This window comes from Solwaraspora sp. WMMA2080, assembly GCF_027497395.1.
Classification (GTDB): Bacteria; Actinomycetota; Actinomycetes; order Mycobacteriales; family Micromonosporaceae; genus Micromonospora_E.
In genome coordinates, this window is the sequence record NZ_CP114910.1 from 3,952,530 (window position 1) to 3,969,365 (window position 16,836).

General features: G+C 69.8%; 18 protein-coding genes, 1 tRNA gene and 1 pseudogene. 7 read left to right on the forward strand and 13 right to left on the reverse strand.

The features are described 5' to 3' along the window. Positions 1 to 107 precede the first annotated feature (107 nt). Positions 108 to 563 (reverse strand): GatB/YqeY domain-containing protein, encoded by a 456-nt coding sequence (locus tag O7543_RS17990; protein ID WP_281552768.1) that lies wholly within the window; start codon positions 561 to 563, stop codon positions 108 to 110. Between the two features lie 25 nt (positions 564 to 588). Between O7543_RS17990 and O7543_RS17995 the strand changes: the two genes are divergently transcribed. Both O7543_RS17995 and O7543_RS18000 read left to right on the forward strand, forming a co-directional pair. Continuing rightward, positions 589 to 1,482: a metallophosphoesterase gene (locus tag O7543_RS17995; RefSeq protein WP_281552767.1), complete on the forward strand. Its 894-nt coding sequence runs from the start codon at positions 589 to 591 to the stop codon at positions 1,480 to 1,482. 143 nt (positions 1,483 to 1,625) lie between these two features. Further along, positions 1,626 to 1,702, forward strand: a tRNA-Pro gene (locus tag O7543_RS18000). A gap of 87 nt (positions 1,703 to 1,789) precedes the next feature. Here O7543_RS18000 and O7543_RS18005 read toward each other — a convergent pair. The 5 genes from O7543_RS18005 to O7543_RS18025 are packed head-to-tail and all read right to left on the reverse strand — an operon-like array spanning position 1,790 to position 2,954. Continuing rightward, a complete protein-coding gene (locus O7543_RS18005) occupies positions 1,790 to 1,981 on the reverse strand; it encodes a hypothetical protein (RefSeq protein ID WP_281555796.1) in 192 nt (63 codons plus the stop codon). 5 nt (positions 1,982 to 1,986) lie between these two features. Further along, a complete protein-coding gene (locus O7543_RS18010; RefSeq protein ID WP_281552766.1) occupies positions 1,987 to 2,202 on the reverse strand; it encodes a flavin reductase in 216 nt (71 codons plus the stop codon). Continuing rightward, positions 2,199 to 2,402 (reverse strand): hypothetical protein, encoded by a 204-nt coding sequence (locus O7543_RS18015; protein ID WP_281552765.1) that lies wholly within the window; start codon positions 2,400 to 2,402, stop codon positions 2,199 to 2,201. Before O7543_RS18015 ends, O7543_RS18010 begins: the two co-directional genes overlap by 4 nt. Further along, the gene (locus O7543_RS18020; RefSeq protein ID WP_281552764.1) at positions 2,395 to 2,637 is read right to left on the reverse strand and encodes a hypothetical protein; all 243 of its coding nucleotides are present in this window, start codon (positions 2,635 to 2,637) and stop codon (positions 2,395 to 2,397) included. Before O7543_RS18020 ends, O7543_RS18015 begins: the two co-directional genes overlap by 8 nt. Then, positions 2,634 to 2,954: a DivIVA domain-containing protein gene (locus tag O7543_RS18025; protein WP_281552763.1), complete on the reverse strand. Its 321-nt coding sequence runs from the start codon at positions 2,952 to 2,954 to the stop codon at positions 2,634 to 2,636. Before O7543_RS18025 ends, O7543_RS18020 begins: the two co-directional genes overlap by 4 nt. Before the next feature lie 266 nt (positions 2,955 to 3,220). Here O7543_RS18025 and O7543_RS18030 point away from each other — a divergent pair, with 266 nt between their 5' ends. Next, positions 3,221 to 4,627, forward strand: a complete 1,407-nt coding sequence (locus O7543_RS18030) for a Tat pathway signal protein (protein WP_281552762.1) — start codon at positions 3,221 to 3,223, stop codon at positions 4,625 to 4,627. Positions 4,628 to 4,692: 65 nt separating this feature from the next. On the opposite strand, the gene O7543_RS18035 is transcribed toward O7543_RS18030, so the two are convergent. The 3 genes from O7543_RS18035 to O7543_RS18045 all read right to left on the reverse strand — a co-directional run bounded on the left by O7543_RS18035 (position 4,693) and on the right by O7543_RS18045 (position 8,127). Then, complete coding sequence (locus O7543_RS18035; RefSeq protein ID WP_281552761.1) at positions 4,693 to 5,586, reverse strand: DUF3800 domain-containing protein; 894 nt, start codon at positions 5,584 to 5,586, stop codon at positions 4,693 to 4,695. Positions 5,587 to 5,775: 189 nt separating this feature from the next. Continuing rightward, complete coding sequence (locus O7543_RS18040) at positions 5,776 to 6,855, reverse strand: aspartate-semialdehyde dehydrogenase (protein ID WP_281552760.1); 1,080 nt, start codon at positions 6,853 to 6,855, stop codon at positions 5,776 to 5,778. A gap of 6 nt (positions 6,856 to 6,861) precedes the next feature. Next, a complete protein-coding gene (locus O7543_RS18045) occupies positions 6,862 to 8,127 on the reverse strand; it encodes an aspartate kinase (RefSeq protein ID WP_281552759.1) in 1,266 nt (421 codons plus the stop codon). A 329-nt stretch (positions 8,128 to 8,456) separates the two neighbouring features. Here O7543_RS18045 and O7543_RS18050 point away from each other — a divergent pair, with 329 nt between their 5' ends. From O7543_RS18050 to O7543_RS18065, 4 genes and pseudogenes are all read left to right on the forward strand, one after another. After that, a complete protein-coding gene (locus tag O7543_RS18050) occupies positions 8,457 to 9,245 on the forward strand; it encodes a hypothetical protein (RefSeq protein ID WP_281552758.1) in 789 nt (262 codons plus the stop codon). 488 nt (positions 9,246 to 9,733) lie between these two features. After that, a complete protein-coding gene (leuA, locus tag O7543_RS18055) occupies positions 9,734 to 11,431 on the forward strand; it encodes a 2-isopropylmalate synthase (RefSeq protein ID WP_281555795.1) in 1,698 nt (565 codons plus the stop codon). 129 nt (positions 11,432 to 11,560) lie between these two features. Then, complete coding sequence (locus O7543_RS18060; protein ID WP_281555794.1) at positions 11,561 to 12,238, forward strand: HNH endonuclease family protein; 678 nt, start codon at positions 11,561 to 11,563, stop codon at positions 12,236 to 12,238. Positions 12,239 to 12,336: 98 nt separating this feature from the next. Beyond that, positions 12,337 to 12,579 (forward strand): annotated as a pseudogene (locus O7543_RS18065) (hypothetical protein); the annotation flags it as partial. A 48-nt stretch (positions 12,580 to 12,627) separates the two neighbouring features. Here O7543_RS18065 and O7543_RS18070 read toward each other — a convergent pair. From O7543_RS18070 to O7543_RS18085, 4 genes are all read right to left on the reverse strand, one after another. Continuing rightward, a complete protein-coding gene (locus O7543_RS18070) occupies positions 12,628 to 13,719 on the reverse strand; it encodes an ABC transporter ATP-binding protein (protein ID WP_281567161.1) in 1,092 nt (363 codons plus the stop codon). After that, positions 13,712 to 14,713 (reverse strand): ABC transporter ATP-binding protein, encoded by a 1,002-nt coding sequence (locus tag O7543_RS18075; RefSeq protein WP_281552756.1) that lies wholly within the window; start codon positions 14,711 to 14,713, stop codon positions 13,712 to 13,714. The genes O7543_RS18070 and O7543_RS18075 overlap by 8 nt, the downstream gene beginning before the upstream one ends. 3 nt (positions 14,714 to 14,716) lie before the next feature. Beyond that, positions 14,717 to 15,676: an ABC transporter permease gene (locus O7543_RS18080; RefSeq protein ID WP_281555793.1), complete on the reverse strand. Its 960-nt coding sequence runs from the start codon at positions 15,674 to 15,676 to the stop codon at positions 14,717 to 14,719. 85 nt (positions 15,677 to 15,761) lie between these two features. After that, positions 15,762 to 16,766, reverse strand: coding sequence for an ABC transporter permease (locus O7543_RS18085; RefSeq protein WP_123605098.1), 1,005 nt, complete (start codon positions 16,764 to 16,766; stop codon positions 15,762 to 15,764). Positions 16,767 to 16,836 lie beyond the last annotated feature (70 nt).

The window sequence follows — 16,836 nt, forward strand, 5'->3', positions numbered from 1 at the left end:
TGCTCCGATGGAGCTTACGTATTGAGTGGCATTCACTGTATCGGGACTGCGGGAGCTACTCGCAGTCCCGATAGGCTTTCAAGTTCGGCACCTATCGCAGCTTCCGGTCAAAGGCCGAGCTGGCGGCGTACCGCGGCTGCCACCCGGCCTCCCTCGGCCTGGCCGGCCACCGCGGCCTGGGCCGCCTTCATGGCCGGGCCCATCTGCGCCTTGCCGGTGAACCCACCCTCGGCCAGTGCGGTGGCGACGATGCCGGCCAACGCCTCGTCGTCGAGCTGACGCGGCAGGTAGCGGTCCAGCACCTCGCCCTCGGCCCGCTCCTTGGCGGCCTGATCGACCCGGCCGGCGTCGGCGAACGCCGCAGCCGCCTCCCGGCGCTTCTTCGCCTCCTTGGTCAGCACGGCCAACGCCTCCTCGTCGGAGAGCTCCCGCTTGGCCTTGCCGGCGACCTCGGCGTTGCCGATCGCGGCCAGCGCCATCCGCAGGGTGGAGGTGGTCAGCTCGTCCCGGGCCTTCAACGCGGCCCGCATGTCAGCGGTCAGGCGGTCCTTCACGGTGCTCATGAGTGGCCAAACTACCCTGGTCGGCATGCGAAAGCGCACCGTATTCCGGCTCGCCGCCGGCACCGCAGCACTCGGCGCCGCCACCCTGGCGTACGCCTCGCTCATCGAGCGCAACATGTTCACCCTGCGCCGGTTCGACGTGCCGGTGCTCGCGCCGGACGCAGAACCGCTGCGCATCCTGCACCTTTCGGACATGCACATGATGCCCGACCAGCGGCGCAAACAGGCCTGGGTGGCGGCGCTGGCCGGGCTGGACCCGGACCTGGTCGTGGTCACCGGCGACAACCTCGCCCACCCGGACGCCGTACCGGGCGCGCTACGGGCCCTGCAGCCCCTGCTGGACCTACCCGGCGTGTTCGTCTTCGGGTCGAACGACTACACCGGCCCGGTGTGGAAGAACCCGCTGAGCTACCTGCTGCCCGAGCGGGACTACCGACCCGGCCCGGACCTGCCGTTCGAGGAGCTGCGCGAGGTGCTGGTCGGCGCCGGCTGGCACGATCTGAACAACCGCCGGGCGTCGTTCAAGGCCGGCGGCCGGCTGATCGACGCGGCCGGTGTGGACGACCCGCACATCGAACGCGACGATTACGCCGCCGTCGCCGGCCCGCCGTCGCCGGAGGCCGACCTGAGTCTCGGCCTCACCCACTCTCCCGAGCCCAGGGTGCTGGACGAGATGGCCGCCGACGGGCTCGACCTGCTGCTCGCCGGGCACACCCACGGCGGGCAGGTCTGCATGCCGTTCGTCGGCGCCCTGGTCACCAACTGCGACCTGCCCCGGTCGATGGCCAAGGGCCTGCACCGGTGGCCGGGCACCGACTCGTGGCTGCACGTCTCGGCCGGGCTGGGCACCCACCCGACCGCGCCGGTCCGGTTCGCCTGCCCGCCGGAGGCCACCTTGCTGACGTTGATCGCCCGCTGATCCAACGCTGACCGAACGTCGACGCAGGTCAGCCTGCGTCAGCCGGCGGCCCAGTGACGCGCCGCCCGTGGGCCGGCGGCGGCGCACCGGGGATACCGGATTTGCCCTGCCGAGCCGGTGGGCTAGTATTGCCCAGCGGACCTCGGGGTGTGGCGCAGTTTGGTAGCGCGCTTCGTTCGGGACGAAGAGGTCGTCGGTTCAAATCCGGCCACCCCGACCAGGTCAAGGGCCATGTCGATCACATCGATATGGCCCTTCGCATGTCCAACTGCGTGTCTGAGCGCCCTGGCTGGTGCAGTCCAGTTTCTCACCTTGCGGCGGATCGCCGGATGAGGCGGTAGCGGGGCGGGGGTGGGTCCGGACGCCCGCGATGCTCGTGTTGGTGTTCACGCACCTGGTTCTCCCAGATCTCCTGGTCGTAGTCGGGGTCGGGCGGGATCCAGCGGTGTGAGCCGTCGTCGTAGTGCATCGGTTCGTCGCCGGGGCGCAAAATCGACATCGACATCACAGCCAGCCGAGAAAACGCCAGTAGAGGTCGCAGCCGTGCCCGGCCGGCAGGTCGGTCATCGCCTCGACCATGTTGGTGGCGAGGTAGACCGACAGGGAGACGCGGGCGTCGGCGTACTCGATCGTGAGTTGTCGCCGGCTGTCGAGGCACGGCCAGGCATGCCCGCAGCCGGCGCAGACCCAGCTCGGGCGGACGGGGACGTGCATGCTCATCCGGCGTTCTCCGGCTGGTCGACGGCGGCGACGTGCACACCGAGGTCGCGCAGCCGGGTGAGCGCGACCTCGGTGCGCCAGCAGCGGCCAGCGGCGGTGAGCGGGTCGCCGCAGGCGCAGCCGTCGGCGCGCGGCGCGTGCCGGTCGACCAGCTCCGTCAGGTGATCGATCTCGACCTGGCGGGGGACGGGGTCAGCCATCGGCCGGCGCGGTGCGGTCGCTGACCAGGTCGCTGCCGGCCGGGTCGGGGTCGACGTCACCCCATACCCGGGTACGCAGCAACGGGCGGTCGGTGGCCGACAGCGTGGTGCCGGCGAAGTCGACGACGTCGAGGTGGGCCAGCGAGTCCCGCAGCGCGGCGGCGAACCGGGCGGCGGCCTCGATGTCAGTGAGCCGGGTCGGCAGGTGGATGGTCCAGCGCGGTTCGTCGCTCACCAGTGGCCTCCGTTGCCGGTCTGCCGCTGATGCTCCGACTGGTAGACGCCGGCGGGCGGGTCGTTGAAGCGGCAGCCGACGTGGCGTTGCCGCCACTGCCGCAGCCCTTCGCGCAGCCGGTCGGCCTCGGCCCGGTCGACGGCGGCCTGCCGGGTGAGCCGGTCCAGCACATCGGCGACCTGCCGCAGGTACGCGTACACCGCCGCCGGGTCCAGCCCACGCCACCGCGTCTCGAACTGCACCGCCCTGACCTGCCACGGCTCCACGAGTACGCCCTGCCGAGGCACCACCCGCCCCCGCCTGCTCCGCTGCTCCATGACTTCTCCTCGCGAACTCGACACCAAACGCTCAGCCAACAGCCAGGGGAGGCCACGCTGATCGACAACTCGCATCTATGGATGAGCCGATTAGTAGTTCGAATCGCGAAGCACAATCGTTCGCCATCCAATGATCATCGCCGCGCTCTACTCCGGTGCGGCAGGACCTGTTTGTAGTAAACGGATTGTCGGCGTCCTCCGGTAGCCTGTGAGGACACTGGACGCGTTGAACGCGTTGAACGCCGGTCCGACCAGGGAGGCTGCGGATGACACGGCAGCAGAGGAAACGCAACGAGCAACTGCGGGAGATGATCAAGGCGTGCCGGTGGTCATACGATGCCTGTGCCGCAGCAGTTCGAGTCATCGCCCGCGAGCACAACGACGACCTGCGATCCTGCGATCGGTCACACGTCGGCCACTGGGTCGCAGGGGTACGGCCAAGTGGTCGAACCCCTCGCTACCTCGCCGAAGCGGTCAGCCGTCGACTCGGTCATCTCGTCTCACCGACCGACCTTGGCTTCGACGTGGACGGTAGCCTGGAAGCCGACCTAGGCGGACTCGACTGGTGGGTGGACGACTGCGCCACCAACCTCGTAACGATCGGGAGGGCCGACTTGGAGCGACGAGCTTTCGCGCTCAAAGCCTTGTACTCGCTGGCTGCGCTCGCGGTTCCTTTCGAGTCCTGGCAGGAGGTCGCAGACCGAGGGCGACGCGCACAAGGCGGTGGGGTCGCGGTAGGCCGCAGCGAGATTGACGCCGTGCGAGACATGCTGGCGGTGTTCAGTCGAGCTGACGAGCGGTTCGGCGGCGGCCACGCCCGTCTTGCGGTCATTCAATACCTTTCGTCAGATGTCGCTGACTATCTGCGCGGCAGGTTCTCGTCCGACTCGGGACGCAGGGCAATGTTCAGCCTGGCTGCGGAGATGACCTACCTTGCCGGATGGAAAGCATTTGATTCGTCCCTGCACGGCCTAGCTCAGCGGTACTACGTCCAATCACTGCGGCTCGCGAATGAAGCCGACGACCGCGCACTTGCAGCGTTCACTCTGCGTGCGATGGCTCATCAGGCTGTTGATCTCGGTCACGGGCAACAGGCGCTCAACCTCGCGGAATCCGCTCTCGGCTGGTCGAAGGGAAGCTCCACCCCGGCCGCCACTGCTCTTTTCGCAATCCTCGTGGCGCGGGGTCACGCGGCAACAGGTGACCGTACACGCACCTCAACGGCGATCTCTGCTGCCGAGAAGCGCCTTGCGGAATCTGCACCGGACGAGGAGCCGCCGTGGATTCGGACCAGCGGTTTCACGGAAACCTCGCTTGCTAGTCAAGCTGGACAGGCCCTGCGGGATCTGGGAGATATGTCGGGCGCCGAGATGCAGCTCCGCCGGTCGATTGCGACTCGAAACTCAGATGTCTACCGCCGTATTCACACGCTGACGTTAGCCAACCTGGGCGACGTGCAGTGCGCGCAGGGCCGTCTCGGCGAGGCAGCCGCGAACTGGAACATGGCCATGGACGCGATGACTGGCGTCAAGTCGGGCCGGGCGCGTGCCGCCGTGAAGAACATGCGAGCGCGTCTGGGTGGCGTTGGCCAGCGCCTACCCTCATTCGCTAAACAACTTGATCAGCGCGGTGCCGCTCTTCTTCGTGATGGGAGTATCCCTTCGGGGACCTGACCAGATGCACGATCTTTTGGATCAAGCAGTACCGCCCGACCCGCCACCGTCCGTATGCGCCCCCGTCAAGGTGTGGCGGGCAGAGCCGCAGCCTGCTCCACAGGAGTGCGGGTAGACGGCACAGGGGAGGCAGGACGAAACAGACGTGATCCGGACTGGTGAGCTATTCGATCACTCACCACTAAGCCACCGCGCCACTTGCCCGTCTCGTCTCTGTATCGGTACTGGAGTTGACCCAGACGTGTCCCGAATGAGGAGCGCACCTGGTTGTACCGGGAAGAAGAATGAACATATCCGGGTCGGGAAGTACAGTAGGCTGCCGCAGCCATGGGGAAGACGAAAGTTGAGGCTAGAAGATCCGCGATCTGCAGGCCCGCGTGGTTGTCGCTGGCCGCAAACAGGGGCACTTCCCGGAGATTCGCGTACGGGTCGCCGCCAGTGCGCCACTTCTGAGTAAAGATGGAGTGCGCCACCCGCAGATTGGTCTGGTGACTACGGCCGTCAGCGATCAGCACCCCCACTTCGTCCTCTTGCTGCATGTATTGACCGAAATGACGGGCAATATCCTGCACCGCGTAACAGTAGCTGGATTCAGCGTCCATGCCGGCGGTCGGCTCCTTGATCCAGACGCGACCAACAACCCGGCAATGGTGCGCCTCGACCAGATCCAGAAGTTCGGTCCGGAATCTATCCGCTTGCCGACGCTTGTTACGAGAATCACTGCGGGTCATTTGCAGAATCTCACTACCCTTCACCTCGACCAGAATGTGGTCAAGTGCGCGACTGGAACTGAAACGACCGGGGAAGTGCCGTCGCTTGAGATCCAGGAAGTCTCGAGTCAGAGCCGGGACGGTAGCCGCATCGAGGATCATGCCGAGTAGCACCATTACAGGCGTGGCGGAAGGGCTACTGTTGGGAGGCTCACAGCCGCCCGACTCATCGAGGTAGCAGAGGTGCAAGATTCTCCCTCAAACGCTAAGGCCGCCCGAAGGCGGCCTTAGGATGTGGTGTTCGGGTTTCCCCTAGGCACCGTTAGAAGAGTTCTGTATCAAGTAGAGCACACTTCGGCTGGCTGCTGCAACCTCAACACTGCGTTCAGTCACAGCTGAGACCAGCGCGGCAGCGTCTGCCGCACGTCAGCGCGTCGGTCACCGACTGGCGGACAGATCCCGGGCGATCAGTTCGGCGATCTGGATGGTGTTCAGCGCCGAACCCTTGCGCAGGTTGTCGCCGGTGACGAAGAAGTCGATGGCCCGAGGGTCGTCCATCGACCGACGGATCCGGCCGACCCAGGACGGCTCGGTGCCGACCGCGTCGATCGGCATCGGGAACTCGGCGTTCGCCGGGTCGTCGACCACGATCACCCCGGGCGCGTTGCGCAGCACCTCGCGGGCACCGTCCGCGGTGACCTCACTGCCGAAGACCGCGTGTACGGCGACCGAATGTCCGGTCACCACCGGCACCCGCACACAGGTGGACGAGACCTTCAGATCCGGCAGGCCGAGGATCTTGCGGGACTCGTCGCGGAGTTTCAGCTCCTCGGTGGACCAGCCGGCGTCGGCGAGCTCGCCGGTGAACGGCACCACGTTGAGCGCCAGCGGGGCCGGGAACGGGCCGAGGTCGTCCCCCACCGCCTGACGTACGTCGCCGGGCCGGGAGCCGAGCGTACGGTCGCTGGCCGCCCTGGTCAGCTGGCTGTGCAGCAGGTCCACACCGAACCGCCCGGCGCCGGAGACCGACTGGTAGCTGGCCAGCACCAGCTCGCGCAGGCCGTACTCGCGGTGCAGCGGGGCGATCGCGACGATCATGGCCAGGACGGTGCAGTTGGCGTTGGAGACGATCCGGCGCGGCCGGCGACGTACCTGCTCGGCGTTGATCTCCGGCACGACCAGCGGTACGCCGGGATCCATCCGGAACGCACCCGAGTTGTCGACCACGGTCGCGCCGCGCCCGGTGGCGACCGGTGTCCACTGCCGGGACACGTCGTCCGGCACGTCCACCATGACGACATCGACCCCGTCGAAGGCTTCCGGGCTGACCTGGTGCACCGGCAGGTCCTCGCCCCGGCAACGCACCAGCCGCCCGGCGGAGCGGGGTGAGGCCAGCAGCCGGATCTCACCCCAGACATTGGCCCGTGAGGTGAGCAGTTCGCACATGACGGCACCGACGGCTCCGGTCGCACCGAGCACCGCGAGGGTGGGCAGCTGGCGTGCCCTGGCGTCAGGCACCGGGGTTCACCGGCCGGTGCCTGCGTAGACCACCGCCTCCTCCGTACCGCCGAGGTCAAAGGCGGCGTGCACCGCGCGTACCGCCGCATCCAGGTCGGTGTCCCGGCAGACGACCGAGACCCGGATCTCCGAGGTGGAGATCATCTCGATGTTGACGCCGGCCTCGGCGAGTGCGGCGAAGAAGTTGGCGGCCACGCCCGGGTGGGAACGCATCCCGGCGCCGATCAGCGACACCTTGCCAACGTGGTCGTCGTAGAGCAGGCCCTTGAAGGCGATCCGCTCCTGTTCCTTGCCCAGCGCCGCCATCGCGGTCGGGCCGTCGGCCTTCGGCAGGGTGAAGGAGACGTCGGTGCGGCCGGTGCCCTCGGTCGACACGTTCTGCACGATCATGTCGATGTTGGTCTCCGCGTTGGCCACCGTCTCGAAGATGCGGGCGGCGGCACCCGGCTCGTCGGGAACGCCGACGATGGTGATCTTCGCCTCGCTCCGGTCGTGGGCGACTCCGGTGATGAGTGCTTGCTCCACGGAAAGATCCTCCATCGATCCGGTCACCATGGTGCCGGTGTTGGTCGAGTACGACGAGCGGACGTGGATCGGCAGACCGGCCCGGCGGGCGTACTCGACGCTGCGCAGGTGCAGCACCTTCGCTCCGCAGGCGGCCAGCTCCAGCATCTCCTCGTAGGTGATCTGCTTGATGTGCCGGGCGTTCGGCACGATCCGGGGGTCGGCGGTGAACACCCCGTCGACGTCGGTGTAGATCTCACAGACGTCGGCCTGCAGCGCGGCGGCGAGCGCCACCGCCGTGGTGTCCGAACCGCCGCGGCCCAGCGTGGTGATGTCCTTGGTGTCCTGGGACACGCCCTGGAAACCAGCCACGATCGCCACCGCGCCCTCGTCCAGGGCGCCCTGCAGCCGCCCCGGGGTGACGTCGATGATCCGGGCCCGGCCGTGCACCGAGGTGGTCAGCACACCGGCCTGCGAGCCGGTGTAGGACCGCGCCTCGTAGCCCAGGTTGTGGATGGCCATGGCGAGCAACGCCATCGAGATCCGCTCGCCGGAGGTGAGCAGCATGTCCAGCTCCCGGCCGGGCGGCAGCGGGCTGATCTGCCCGGCGAGGTCGAGCAGTTCGTCGGTGGTGTCGCCCATCGCGGACACGACCACCACGACGTCGTCGCCGGACTTGCGGGCCGCGACGATCCGCTCGGCGACCCGTTTGATGCGCTCGGCGTCGGCGACCGAGGACCCGCCGTACTTCTGCACCACCAGTGCCACGGCGGTCCACTCCCCTCCAGCTGCTGCCAACCTGCCCGCATCAGGGTACCGGCGTCCGGAGCCCGTGCAGACAGCCGTTCCCACGATCCGGCCGGGCGCGGTCACCGCCCGTGTCCGTCCGGGGCGGCCGGTCGTCCGGGCGGCCCGGTCCGCGACACGCCGACGCCCCGCCGTCGGGCCAAAAGGCCCCAGCTCGTCAGCGGGCCGGCGACGGAAATCAGCGTGTCCGTGGGCCGCCGGGCCGAGAAACCCGACCGGGTACGCAGAATGGGCGGATGCATTCCCGGGGTCCCGTAGCGTCACGAAACTCGCCTGCCGCGCTGGCCTGCGTGGCGTTCGTCACGTTGTCCCTGCTGGGCTGCGATTCGACCGATCCGGTGACGTCGCCGCAGGGCACGCCGACCGGCGAGCAGTCGCCGTCGGCACCGGGGAGCGCTGCGCCGGCGGAGCCACGGGCGCAGCTGGCGGCGGCGGCCGCTGCCGCCAGCGACCTGCGGATGACGGCGTTCTACACGTTGCAGACCCCGGGCCGGCCGGACCGGACGGTGGCGGTGACCCTGGCCGAGGACGGCGGGTGGCGGGTGGACATTCCGGGCGGAGCCCCGGGTGGCGCGGGCGGTACGAGCGGCACGGGTGGTACGGGCGACGTCGCGATGGCGCAGAACGCCGACGGCCTGTTCCGGTGTGCGCTGCCGTCGGCCGCCAACCCGGTGACGCCGTACTGTGTCCGGCTGGGCGACCCGGACGCCGCGGTCGAGCCGGCGCTCGACCCCCGGCTGCACCACCTGTTCGCCGGCTGGCGTGCGGTGCTGGCCGACCGGCGGGCCCCGCTGGCGGTGTCGGTGACCGAGCCGCTCGACGGCGTCGACGGCACCTGTTTCTCCGTGGAGTCCACCACGACGTCGCTGCAGCCGCCGCTGGACGTCGGCATCTACTGCTACCGCCCGGACGGCATCCTCACCGGCGTGCGCTTGGAGCTCGGGACGCTGCTGCTGGCGGGCCAGCCGGGCACCGCCCCGCCGTCGATCACGCTGCCGGGTCCGGTGACCGCCGGCGTGCCGCCGAACGGTGCCGGTACCCCGCCGGTGAGCAGCGGATCCACGGCCGGCACCGGCTGACATCCACAGCTGGGCTTTGCCAACCCGCGATGATCACGTAGGGTGAGAGCTGTCATGTGGCAGGCGCTTCTCCTTCGCTGCCGCGACGAGGCCCCCGAGGCCGGCACCTCGTCGCGGAGTTGACTCGCGCCGCCTTGACCCCATCCGCGCCCACGCTGTCCAGCCGCTCCGGCACCACTCGCCGCACCTGTGCGGGCGCGCCGCCCAGCTGACCGGCCCGGCCGGCGCCCTTCCCGTACCGACGCGCAGACCGCGACCAACTGGTCGCCGGGACCTGCGGGCCGCCCCGGACCGGGTGCCGGCGACGGTCGGCGGACGCGACAGCGCGGGACCTTCCCAGACCAGGAGATCGCACCATGGCACAGCCAACCGCCGGCCCAGCACGCCAGTCCGTCCACGTCCAGCCCACCAACGACCCGATCCCCACCGGCCAGCCCGCTGCTGGCCCCGTCACCACTGATCCGATCGCCCGACAGCAGCCGAGCCGGATGGCGTACCGGCGCTATCAGCCCTACCACCAGCAGTTCGCCATCGACGTACCCGACCGGCAGTGGCCCACCCGCCGCATCGTGCAGCCGCCCCGGTGGTGCGCCGTCGACCTGCGCGACGGCAACCAGGCGCTGATCGACCCGATGTCACCGGACCGCAAACGCCGGATGTTCCAGCTGCTGGTGCAGATGGGCTACAAGGAAATCGAGGTCGGCTTCCCGGCGGCCAGCCAGACCGATTTCGAGTTCGTCCGGCAGCTGATCGAGCAGGACCTGATCCCCGACGACGTCACGATCCAGGTGCTGACCCAGTGCCGGGAGCATCTGATCGACCGGACCTTCGAGTCGCTGCGCGGCGCGAAGCGGGCCATCGTGCACTTCTACAACTCGACGTCGGTGCTGCAGCGGCGGGTGGTCTTCGGCCTGGACAAGGCCGGGATCACCGACATCGCCACCACCGGGGCGCGGCTGTGCCAGAAGTACGCCGAGATCCACACCCCGGACACGGACATCTTCTACGAGTACTCCCCCGAGTCGTACACCGGCACCGAGCTGGACTACGCGCTGGAGGTGTGCAGTGCGGTCATCGACGTGATCGCGCCGACCCCGGACCGGCCGCTGATCATCAACCTGCCGGCGACTGTCGAGATGGCCACCCCCAACGTGTATGCCGACTCGATCGAGTGGATGCACCGGCGGTTGCCGCAGCGGGAGAGCGTCGTGCTGTCGCTGCACCCGCACAACGACCGGGGCACCGCGGTGGCCGCCGCCGAGCTGGGTCTGCTGGCCGGCGCGGACCGGATCGAGGGCTGCCTGTTCGGCAACGGCGAGCGCACCGGCAACGTCGACCTGGTCACCCTGGGGCTGAACCTGTTCAGCCAGGGCGTCGACCCGCAGATCGACTTCAGCCAGATCGACGAGATCAAGCGGGCCGTCGAGTACTGCAACCAGCTGCCGGTGCACGAGCGGCACCCGTACGCCGGGGACCTGGTCTACACCGCGTTCTCCGGCTCCCACCAGGACGCCATCAAGAAGGGCTTCGACGCGCTGGCCGCCGACGCCGACGCGGCCGGTGTCCAGGTCGACGACCACTCGTGGGGGGTGCCGTACCTGCCGATCGACCCGCGTGACGTGGGGCGCACCTACGAGGCGGTGATCCGGGTCAACTCGCAGTCCGGCAAGGGCGGGGTGGCGTACGTGATGCGCCAGGAACACAACCTGGACCTGCCCCGGCGGCTGCAGATCGAGTTCTCCGGCGTGGTGCAGGCGGTCACCGACGACTCCGGCGGCGAGATCGAGCCGCAGCGGATGTGGGAGATCTTCGCCGACGAGTACCTCGGAGGTCAGCGGACCGAACCGGCGGTGGCCCTGGAGTCGTACGCGACGAGCACCGTCGACGGCAAGGTGGAGGCGACCTCGGTGGTCGTGGTGGACGGCGTCCGACACACCCTGGACTCGGCGGGCAACGGCCCGATCGACGCGTACGTCAACGCGCTGCAGGCGGTGAACGTCGGCGTGCGGGTGCTGGACTACCACGAGCACGCGCTCTCCGCCGGTGGCGACGCGCAGGCGGCGGCGTACGTGGAGTGCGAGGTCGGCGACCGTACGGTCTGGGGCGTCGGGCTGGACTCGAACATCGTGATCGCCTCGGTGCGGGCGGTGACCAGCGCGGTGAACCGCAGCCGGCGCGCCGGCTGAGCCGGCGGCACCGAGCCAAGATCCACTATGGTTCCGGCGAAACGCCGGGACGGCGGGTGCCTGGCGCTGACCGCCGGGCACCCGCAAGCTAAGCAGGTGCGAACCCCTTTTCGACAGCGTCCCTGGACCATCCGATTCGACCCGCGCCGGGCGGCGGTCGCGGTAGCCGCCGCCCTGGCGCTCGTCGCGACCGCCGGCTGCGAGTCCGTCGACATCACCCTCGGCTCCCCCACCGCCGCGCCGCCCGACGGGTCGGCGGACGGCTCCGGCGACGGCTCCGCTGATCAGGCGTCCGCGCTGCTCGACCAGCTGACCGTGGCGTCCGCCGGCTCGATGCGGGGCTACAGCCGGGACCACTTTCCGCACTGGAGCTCCGCCGGCAGCAACTGCGATGTCCGGGACACCGTGCTGGAACGCGACGGCACGGCGATCGAACTGGACGGCTGCAACGTGGTCGGCGGGCAGTGGCTCAGCGCGTTCGACGGCGAGTCCTTCACCGACCCCGGCGACCTCGACATCGACCACATCGTCCCGCTGGCCAACGCCTGGCGCTCCGGTGCCGACGAGTGGGACGACGACCAGCGCCGCGAGTTCGCCAACGACCTGGACCGCCCGCAGCTGATCGCGGTTTCCGCGTCGACCAACCGGGCAAAGGGTGACCAGGACCCGTCGCAGTGGAAGCCGCCGAACCGGGACTACTGGTGCCAGTACGCCCAGGACTGGATCACCGTCAAGCACTACTGGGAGCTGTCGGTCACGGAGCCGGAGAAGGCGGCGCTGGCCGACATGCTGGCGACCTGTCCGTGACCGCGACCGGTCCCCGGACAACGACCGGTCGGTGACGGCGGTACGGGCTGCCGACGACGAGACGACAGGAGCTGACCATGGGCGAGCCGGTGGAGTCGAGCCGCACCCGGGACATCGTCGCCGGGCCGGGCGGGGTGATGACCGACGAGGTCGGTGTGATCACCGGCGAGTTGACGCTGCGCACCGAGTTCGCCGCCGGCCAGGTCACCCTCCGCGTGCAGTACAAGGATGCCGCAGAGTGGTACGTGGTGACCGGCGGCCGGGCCGACCTGGCCGACCCGGCCGGCCTGGACGCCGTACACGCCATCGCGGTCGGCCTGCTGCACCGCCCGGACGGTTGAACCTGCGGTCGACCCGGACGGCAGCGGCTCGCGCGAGGGCCCGGACGGCTACGGCAGCGGTTCGTGCGGGGCGGAGACGGTGGCCGGCGCGGAGACGGCACCGGCGGGGGCGACTGCTTCCGGACTCGTCCGGTGTGGTCGCAGCGACCCGGCGGCGATCTGCTCGGCCCAGTGGCAGGCCACCCGGGACGGGCCGATCTCGCGCAGCACCGGCCGCTCGTCGGCGCAGCGGGTCGGCTGCGCCCACGGGCACCGGGTGTGGAACCGGCAGCCGGCCGGCGGGTTCGCCGGCGACGGCAGGTCCCCGGCCAGCAGGATCCGCTCCCGGCGGTCCTCCACCTCCGGGTCCGGCACCGGCACGGCGGACAGCAACGCCCGGGTGTACGGGTGCAGCGGCTCGCGGTAGAGCTGGTCCCCGGGTGCCTCCTCGACCAGCGCGCCGAGGTACATGACCCCGATGGTGTCCGAGATGTGGCGGACCACCGCCAGGTCGTGGGCGATCACCAGGTAGGTGAGGCCGCGTTCGATCTGCAGCTCGTCCAGCAGGTTGATCACCTGGGCCTGGATCGACACGTCCAGGGCGGAGACCGGTTCGTCGGCGACGATCAGCTCCGGGCCGAGGACCAGCGCCCGGGCGATGCCGATCCGTTGCCGTTGGCCGCCGGAGAACTCGTGCGGGTAGCGGGACAGCGCCCAGCGGGGCAGGCCGACCGCGTCGAGCGCTTCGCCGACGATCCGCCGGCGCTCGGTGCGGTCGGCACCGATGTCGTGCGCCTGCAGTCCTTCGACCAGGATCGACTCGACGTTCTGCCGCGGGTCCAGGCTGGACATCGGGTCCTGGAAGATCATCTGGAAGCGGCGGCGCATGGTGCGGAGTTTGGCCGCCGGCAGCCGGTTCAACGTCACCCCGTCGAAGACCACTTCGCCGCCGGTCGGCGGGGTCAGCTGCAGGATGGCCCGGCCGAGCGTCGACTTGCCGCAGCCCGACTCGCCCACCAGGCCGTACGTCTCGCCCCGGGCGATCCGCAGGTCCACCCCGTCGACCGCCCGGACGTGCCCGACGACCCGATCCAGCAGGACGCCCCGGGTGATCGGAAAGTGCACCTTGAGGTCGCGGACCTCGACCAGTGGCTCATTCACCGGCGGCCTCCCCCGTGTCGTCGGTCTCGGGCGGATTGACACAGCGGAACGCGTGCCCGTCCGGCTCCCGGCGCAGCTGCGGCGCGGTGCCGAGGCAGGCGTCCACCTGGCGGGCGCAGCGCGGCGCAAAGGCGCAGCCGTCCGGCCAGGGCAGCAGGTCCCGGACCGAGCCGGGGATGGGCCGCAGCCGCCGGCCGTGGCCCGCGTCGAGCCGGGGAATCGAGCCGAGCAGACCCACCGTGTACGGGTGGCGCGGTGCCGCGAACAGGGGCCGGCGGCGGGCCGTCTCGACCACCCGGCCGCCGTACAGCACGTTGATCGTGTCGCACATGCCGGCCACCACCCCCAGATCGTGGGTGATCATCACCAGTGCGGTGCCGGACTCGCGGACCAGGTCCTTGAGCAGTTCCAGGATCTGCGCCTGGATCGTCACGTCCAGCGCGGTCGTCGGCTCGTCGGCGATCAGCAACCGGGGTTGGCAGGCGACCGCCATCGCGATCAGCGCCCGCTGCCGCATCCCGCCGGAGAGCTGGTGCGGGTACTCCTTCAACCGGCGGGTGGGGTCCGGGATGCCGACCCGGTCCAGCAGGTGCTCGGCTTCGAGCCGGGCGGCCTCGCCGCGCATTCCCCGGTGCCGGACCAGCACCTCGGTGACCTGCACCCCGATCGGCACCACCGGGTTCAGTGAGGAGAGCGGATCCTGGAAGATCATCGCCACGTCGCGGCCCCGTACGTCCCGCATGGCCCGGGGATCGAGCTGCAGCAGGTCGGTGCCGTCGAACGCGGCCTTGCCCTGGACCCGCACGCCCTTGCCGGCCGGCAGCAACCCCATGATCGCCAGCGAGGTGACGCTCTTGCCGCAGCCGGACTCGCCGACCAGCCCGGTCACCTCACCGGCGTCGACCGAGAAGGACACCCCGTCGACGGCGTGCACGGTCCGCTGCCCCCGCCGGGCGAAGGTGACCGCCAGTTCATCCACGTCGAGCAGCGCCATGGCTCACTTCCGCAGTTTCGGGTCGAGGGCTTCGCGCATCGCCTCGCCCAGCAGGGTGAAGCCCAACGCGGTGATGATGATGCCCAGCGCGGGCAGGATCGCCAGCCGGGGCGCGGCGTCCAGGTAGCGCTGCGCGTCGGCCAGCATCACCCCCCATTCCGGGATCGACGCGTCCGGGTTGCCCAACCCCAGGAACGACAGCGCGGCCACCTCGATGATCGCGGTGGCCAGGGTGAGGGTGGACTGCACGATCACCGGGGCGAGCGAGTTCGGCAGGATGTGCCCCAGCGCCACCTTGCTTCGCCGGACCCCCAGGGAGGTGGCGGCGAGCACGTAGTCGCTGTTCGACTGGGCGAGCATCGAGCCGCGCAGCAGCCGGGCGAAGATCGGCACCGACACCATGCCGACTGCGATCATGACGGTGGTCAGGCTGGCCCCGAGCAGCGCCGCGATGCTGATCGCCAGCAGCAGGCTGGGCAGCGCCAGCAGCATGTCGACGATCCGCATCAGTACGGTGTCCACCCAGCGGCCCCACCGTCCGCCGAGCCCGGCGGCGGCACCGGCCAGGCCACCGATCAACGTGCCGACGGTCAGCCCGATCATGGTGGCGACGACGCCGACCAGCAGGGTCTGCCGGGCGCCGACGATCATCCGGCTGAACTCGTCGCGGCCGAGGTGGTCCACGCCGAACCAGTTCTCCGCACGCGGCCCCGGGTAGAAGGCCTGCGCCTCGCGGATCTCGTCCTTCCACAGCTGCGCCGCCGGGTCGTACGGCACCAGGAACGGGCCGACCAGGGCGACCAGCAGGAAGACGCCGAGGATGACGGTGCCGACGATCGCCGCCGGGTTGCGGCGCAGCCGGCGGAACGCCTCCTGCCAGAGGCTGACACCGCGTTCGTCGTCGTGCGCCGCGGACAGCTCGGCGAGCCGGTCCAGCTTCGCCTTCTTCCGCCCCGGGCTCAGTACGTCACTCATCGGGCCGCCTCCGTCCGCGGCTGCGCGCCGCGCTCGCCGCAGTCCTGTCCACCCGTACCGACCAACCGCCCGCTCACCGGACCCGCACCCTCGGGTCGATGAAGGTGTAGGAGATGTCCACCAACAGGTTCACCAGTACGTAGACCAACGCGATGATCAGGATGAAGCCCTGCAGTACGGGGTAGTCCCGCTGGCTGATGGCGTCGGCGACGAAGGCGCCGATGCCGCCGAAGGCGAACACGGTCTCGGTGAGCACCGCACCGGACAGCAGCCCGCCGGTGAGCAGGCCGATGCTGGTGGCCACCGGCAGCATCGCGTTGCGCAGCACGTGCCGGCGGCGGATCACCCGGCCGGTCAGGCCCTTGGCCTGGGCGGTACGGACGAAGTCCTCGCCGAGCACCTCCAGCACGCTGGCCCGGGTGATCCGGACGATGATCGCCAGCGGAATGCTGGCCAGGGCCAACCCTGGCAGCACCAGGTGCCACAGCGCGTTGAGCGAGGCGTCCCACTCCCGGGTCAGCAGTCCGTCCAGGACGAAGAAGTTGGTCACCCGGGTGGCGTCGATGCGGGGGTCCTGCCGGCCGCTGGACGGGAACCAGCCGAGGTTCACCGCGAAGATCGCCTTCAGCACGTACGCCAGGAAGAAGACCGGGACGCAGATGCCGATCAGCGACCCGGCGACCGATCCATGGTCGAGCAGGGTGCCGCGGCGGCGGGCGGCCAGGTAGCCGAGCGGGATGCCGACCCCGATCGCGATCAGCATGGCTGCGGCGGTCAGCTCCACGGTGCCCGGGAAGCGTTGCAGGAACTCGGTGGTGACCTCACGTTTGGTGGAGATCGAGGTGCCGAGGTCGAACTGCAGCAGCCGCTTCATGAACCGGCCGTACTGGATCAGGATCGGCTCGTCGAGCCCGAGGTTGCGGCGGATCGCCGCGCGCATCTCCGGGGTGCCGCGTTCACCGAGGATCGCGGACTCCGGGCCGCCGGGCAGTCGGTGCAGCCAGATGAACAGCAGCAGGGAGAGACCGAACAGCGTGGGTACGAGTTGGAGCAGTCGTCGGACGATGAAGCGGAACACGGTGCCTCGGCAGGGGGTGTGGAGGGTCGCGTGGGCGGGCGCCGCCGCCACCCGGACTGGTGGCCCGGGT

Excerpts from the sequence above, each read along its gene's own strand:
- O7543_RS17990 (WP_281552768.1), bottom strand. The coding sequence starts at position 563 with ATGAGCACCGTGAAGGACCGCCTGACCGCTGACATGCGGGCCGCGTTG.
- O7543_RS17995 (WP_281552767.1), top strand. The coding sequence starts at position 589 with ATGCGAAAGCGCACCGTATTCCGGCTCGCCGCCGGCACCGCAGCACTC.
- O7543_RS18005 (WP_281555796.1), bottom strand. The coding sequence starts at position 1,981 with ATGTCGATTTTGCGCCCCGGCGACGAACCGATGCACTACGACGACGGC.
- O7543_RS18010 (WP_281552766.1), bottom strand. The coding sequence starts at position 2,202 with ATGAGCATGCACGTCCCCGTCCGCCCGAGCTGGGTCTGCGCCGGCTGC.
- O7543_RS18015 (WP_281552765.1), bottom strand. The coding sequence starts at position 2,402 with ATGGCTGACCCCGTCCCCCGCCAGGTCGAGATCGATCACCTGACGGAG.
- O7543_RS18025 (WP_281552763.1), bottom strand. The coding sequence starts at position 2,954 with ATGGAGCAGCGGAGCAGGCGGGGGCGGGTGGTGCCTCGGCAGGGCGTA.
- O7543_RS18030 (WP_281552762.1), top strand. The coding sequence starts at position 3,221 with ATGACACGGCAGCAGAGGAAACGCAACGAGCAACTGCGGGAGATGATC.
- leuA (WP_281555795.1), top strand. The coding sequence starts at position 9,734 with ATGGCGTACCGGCGCTATCAGCCCTACCACCAGCAGTTCGCCATCGAC.
- O7543_RS18075 (WP_281552756.1), bottom strand. The coding sequence starts at position 14,713 with ATGGCGCTGCTCGACGTGGATGAACTGGCGGTCACCTTCGCCCGGCGG.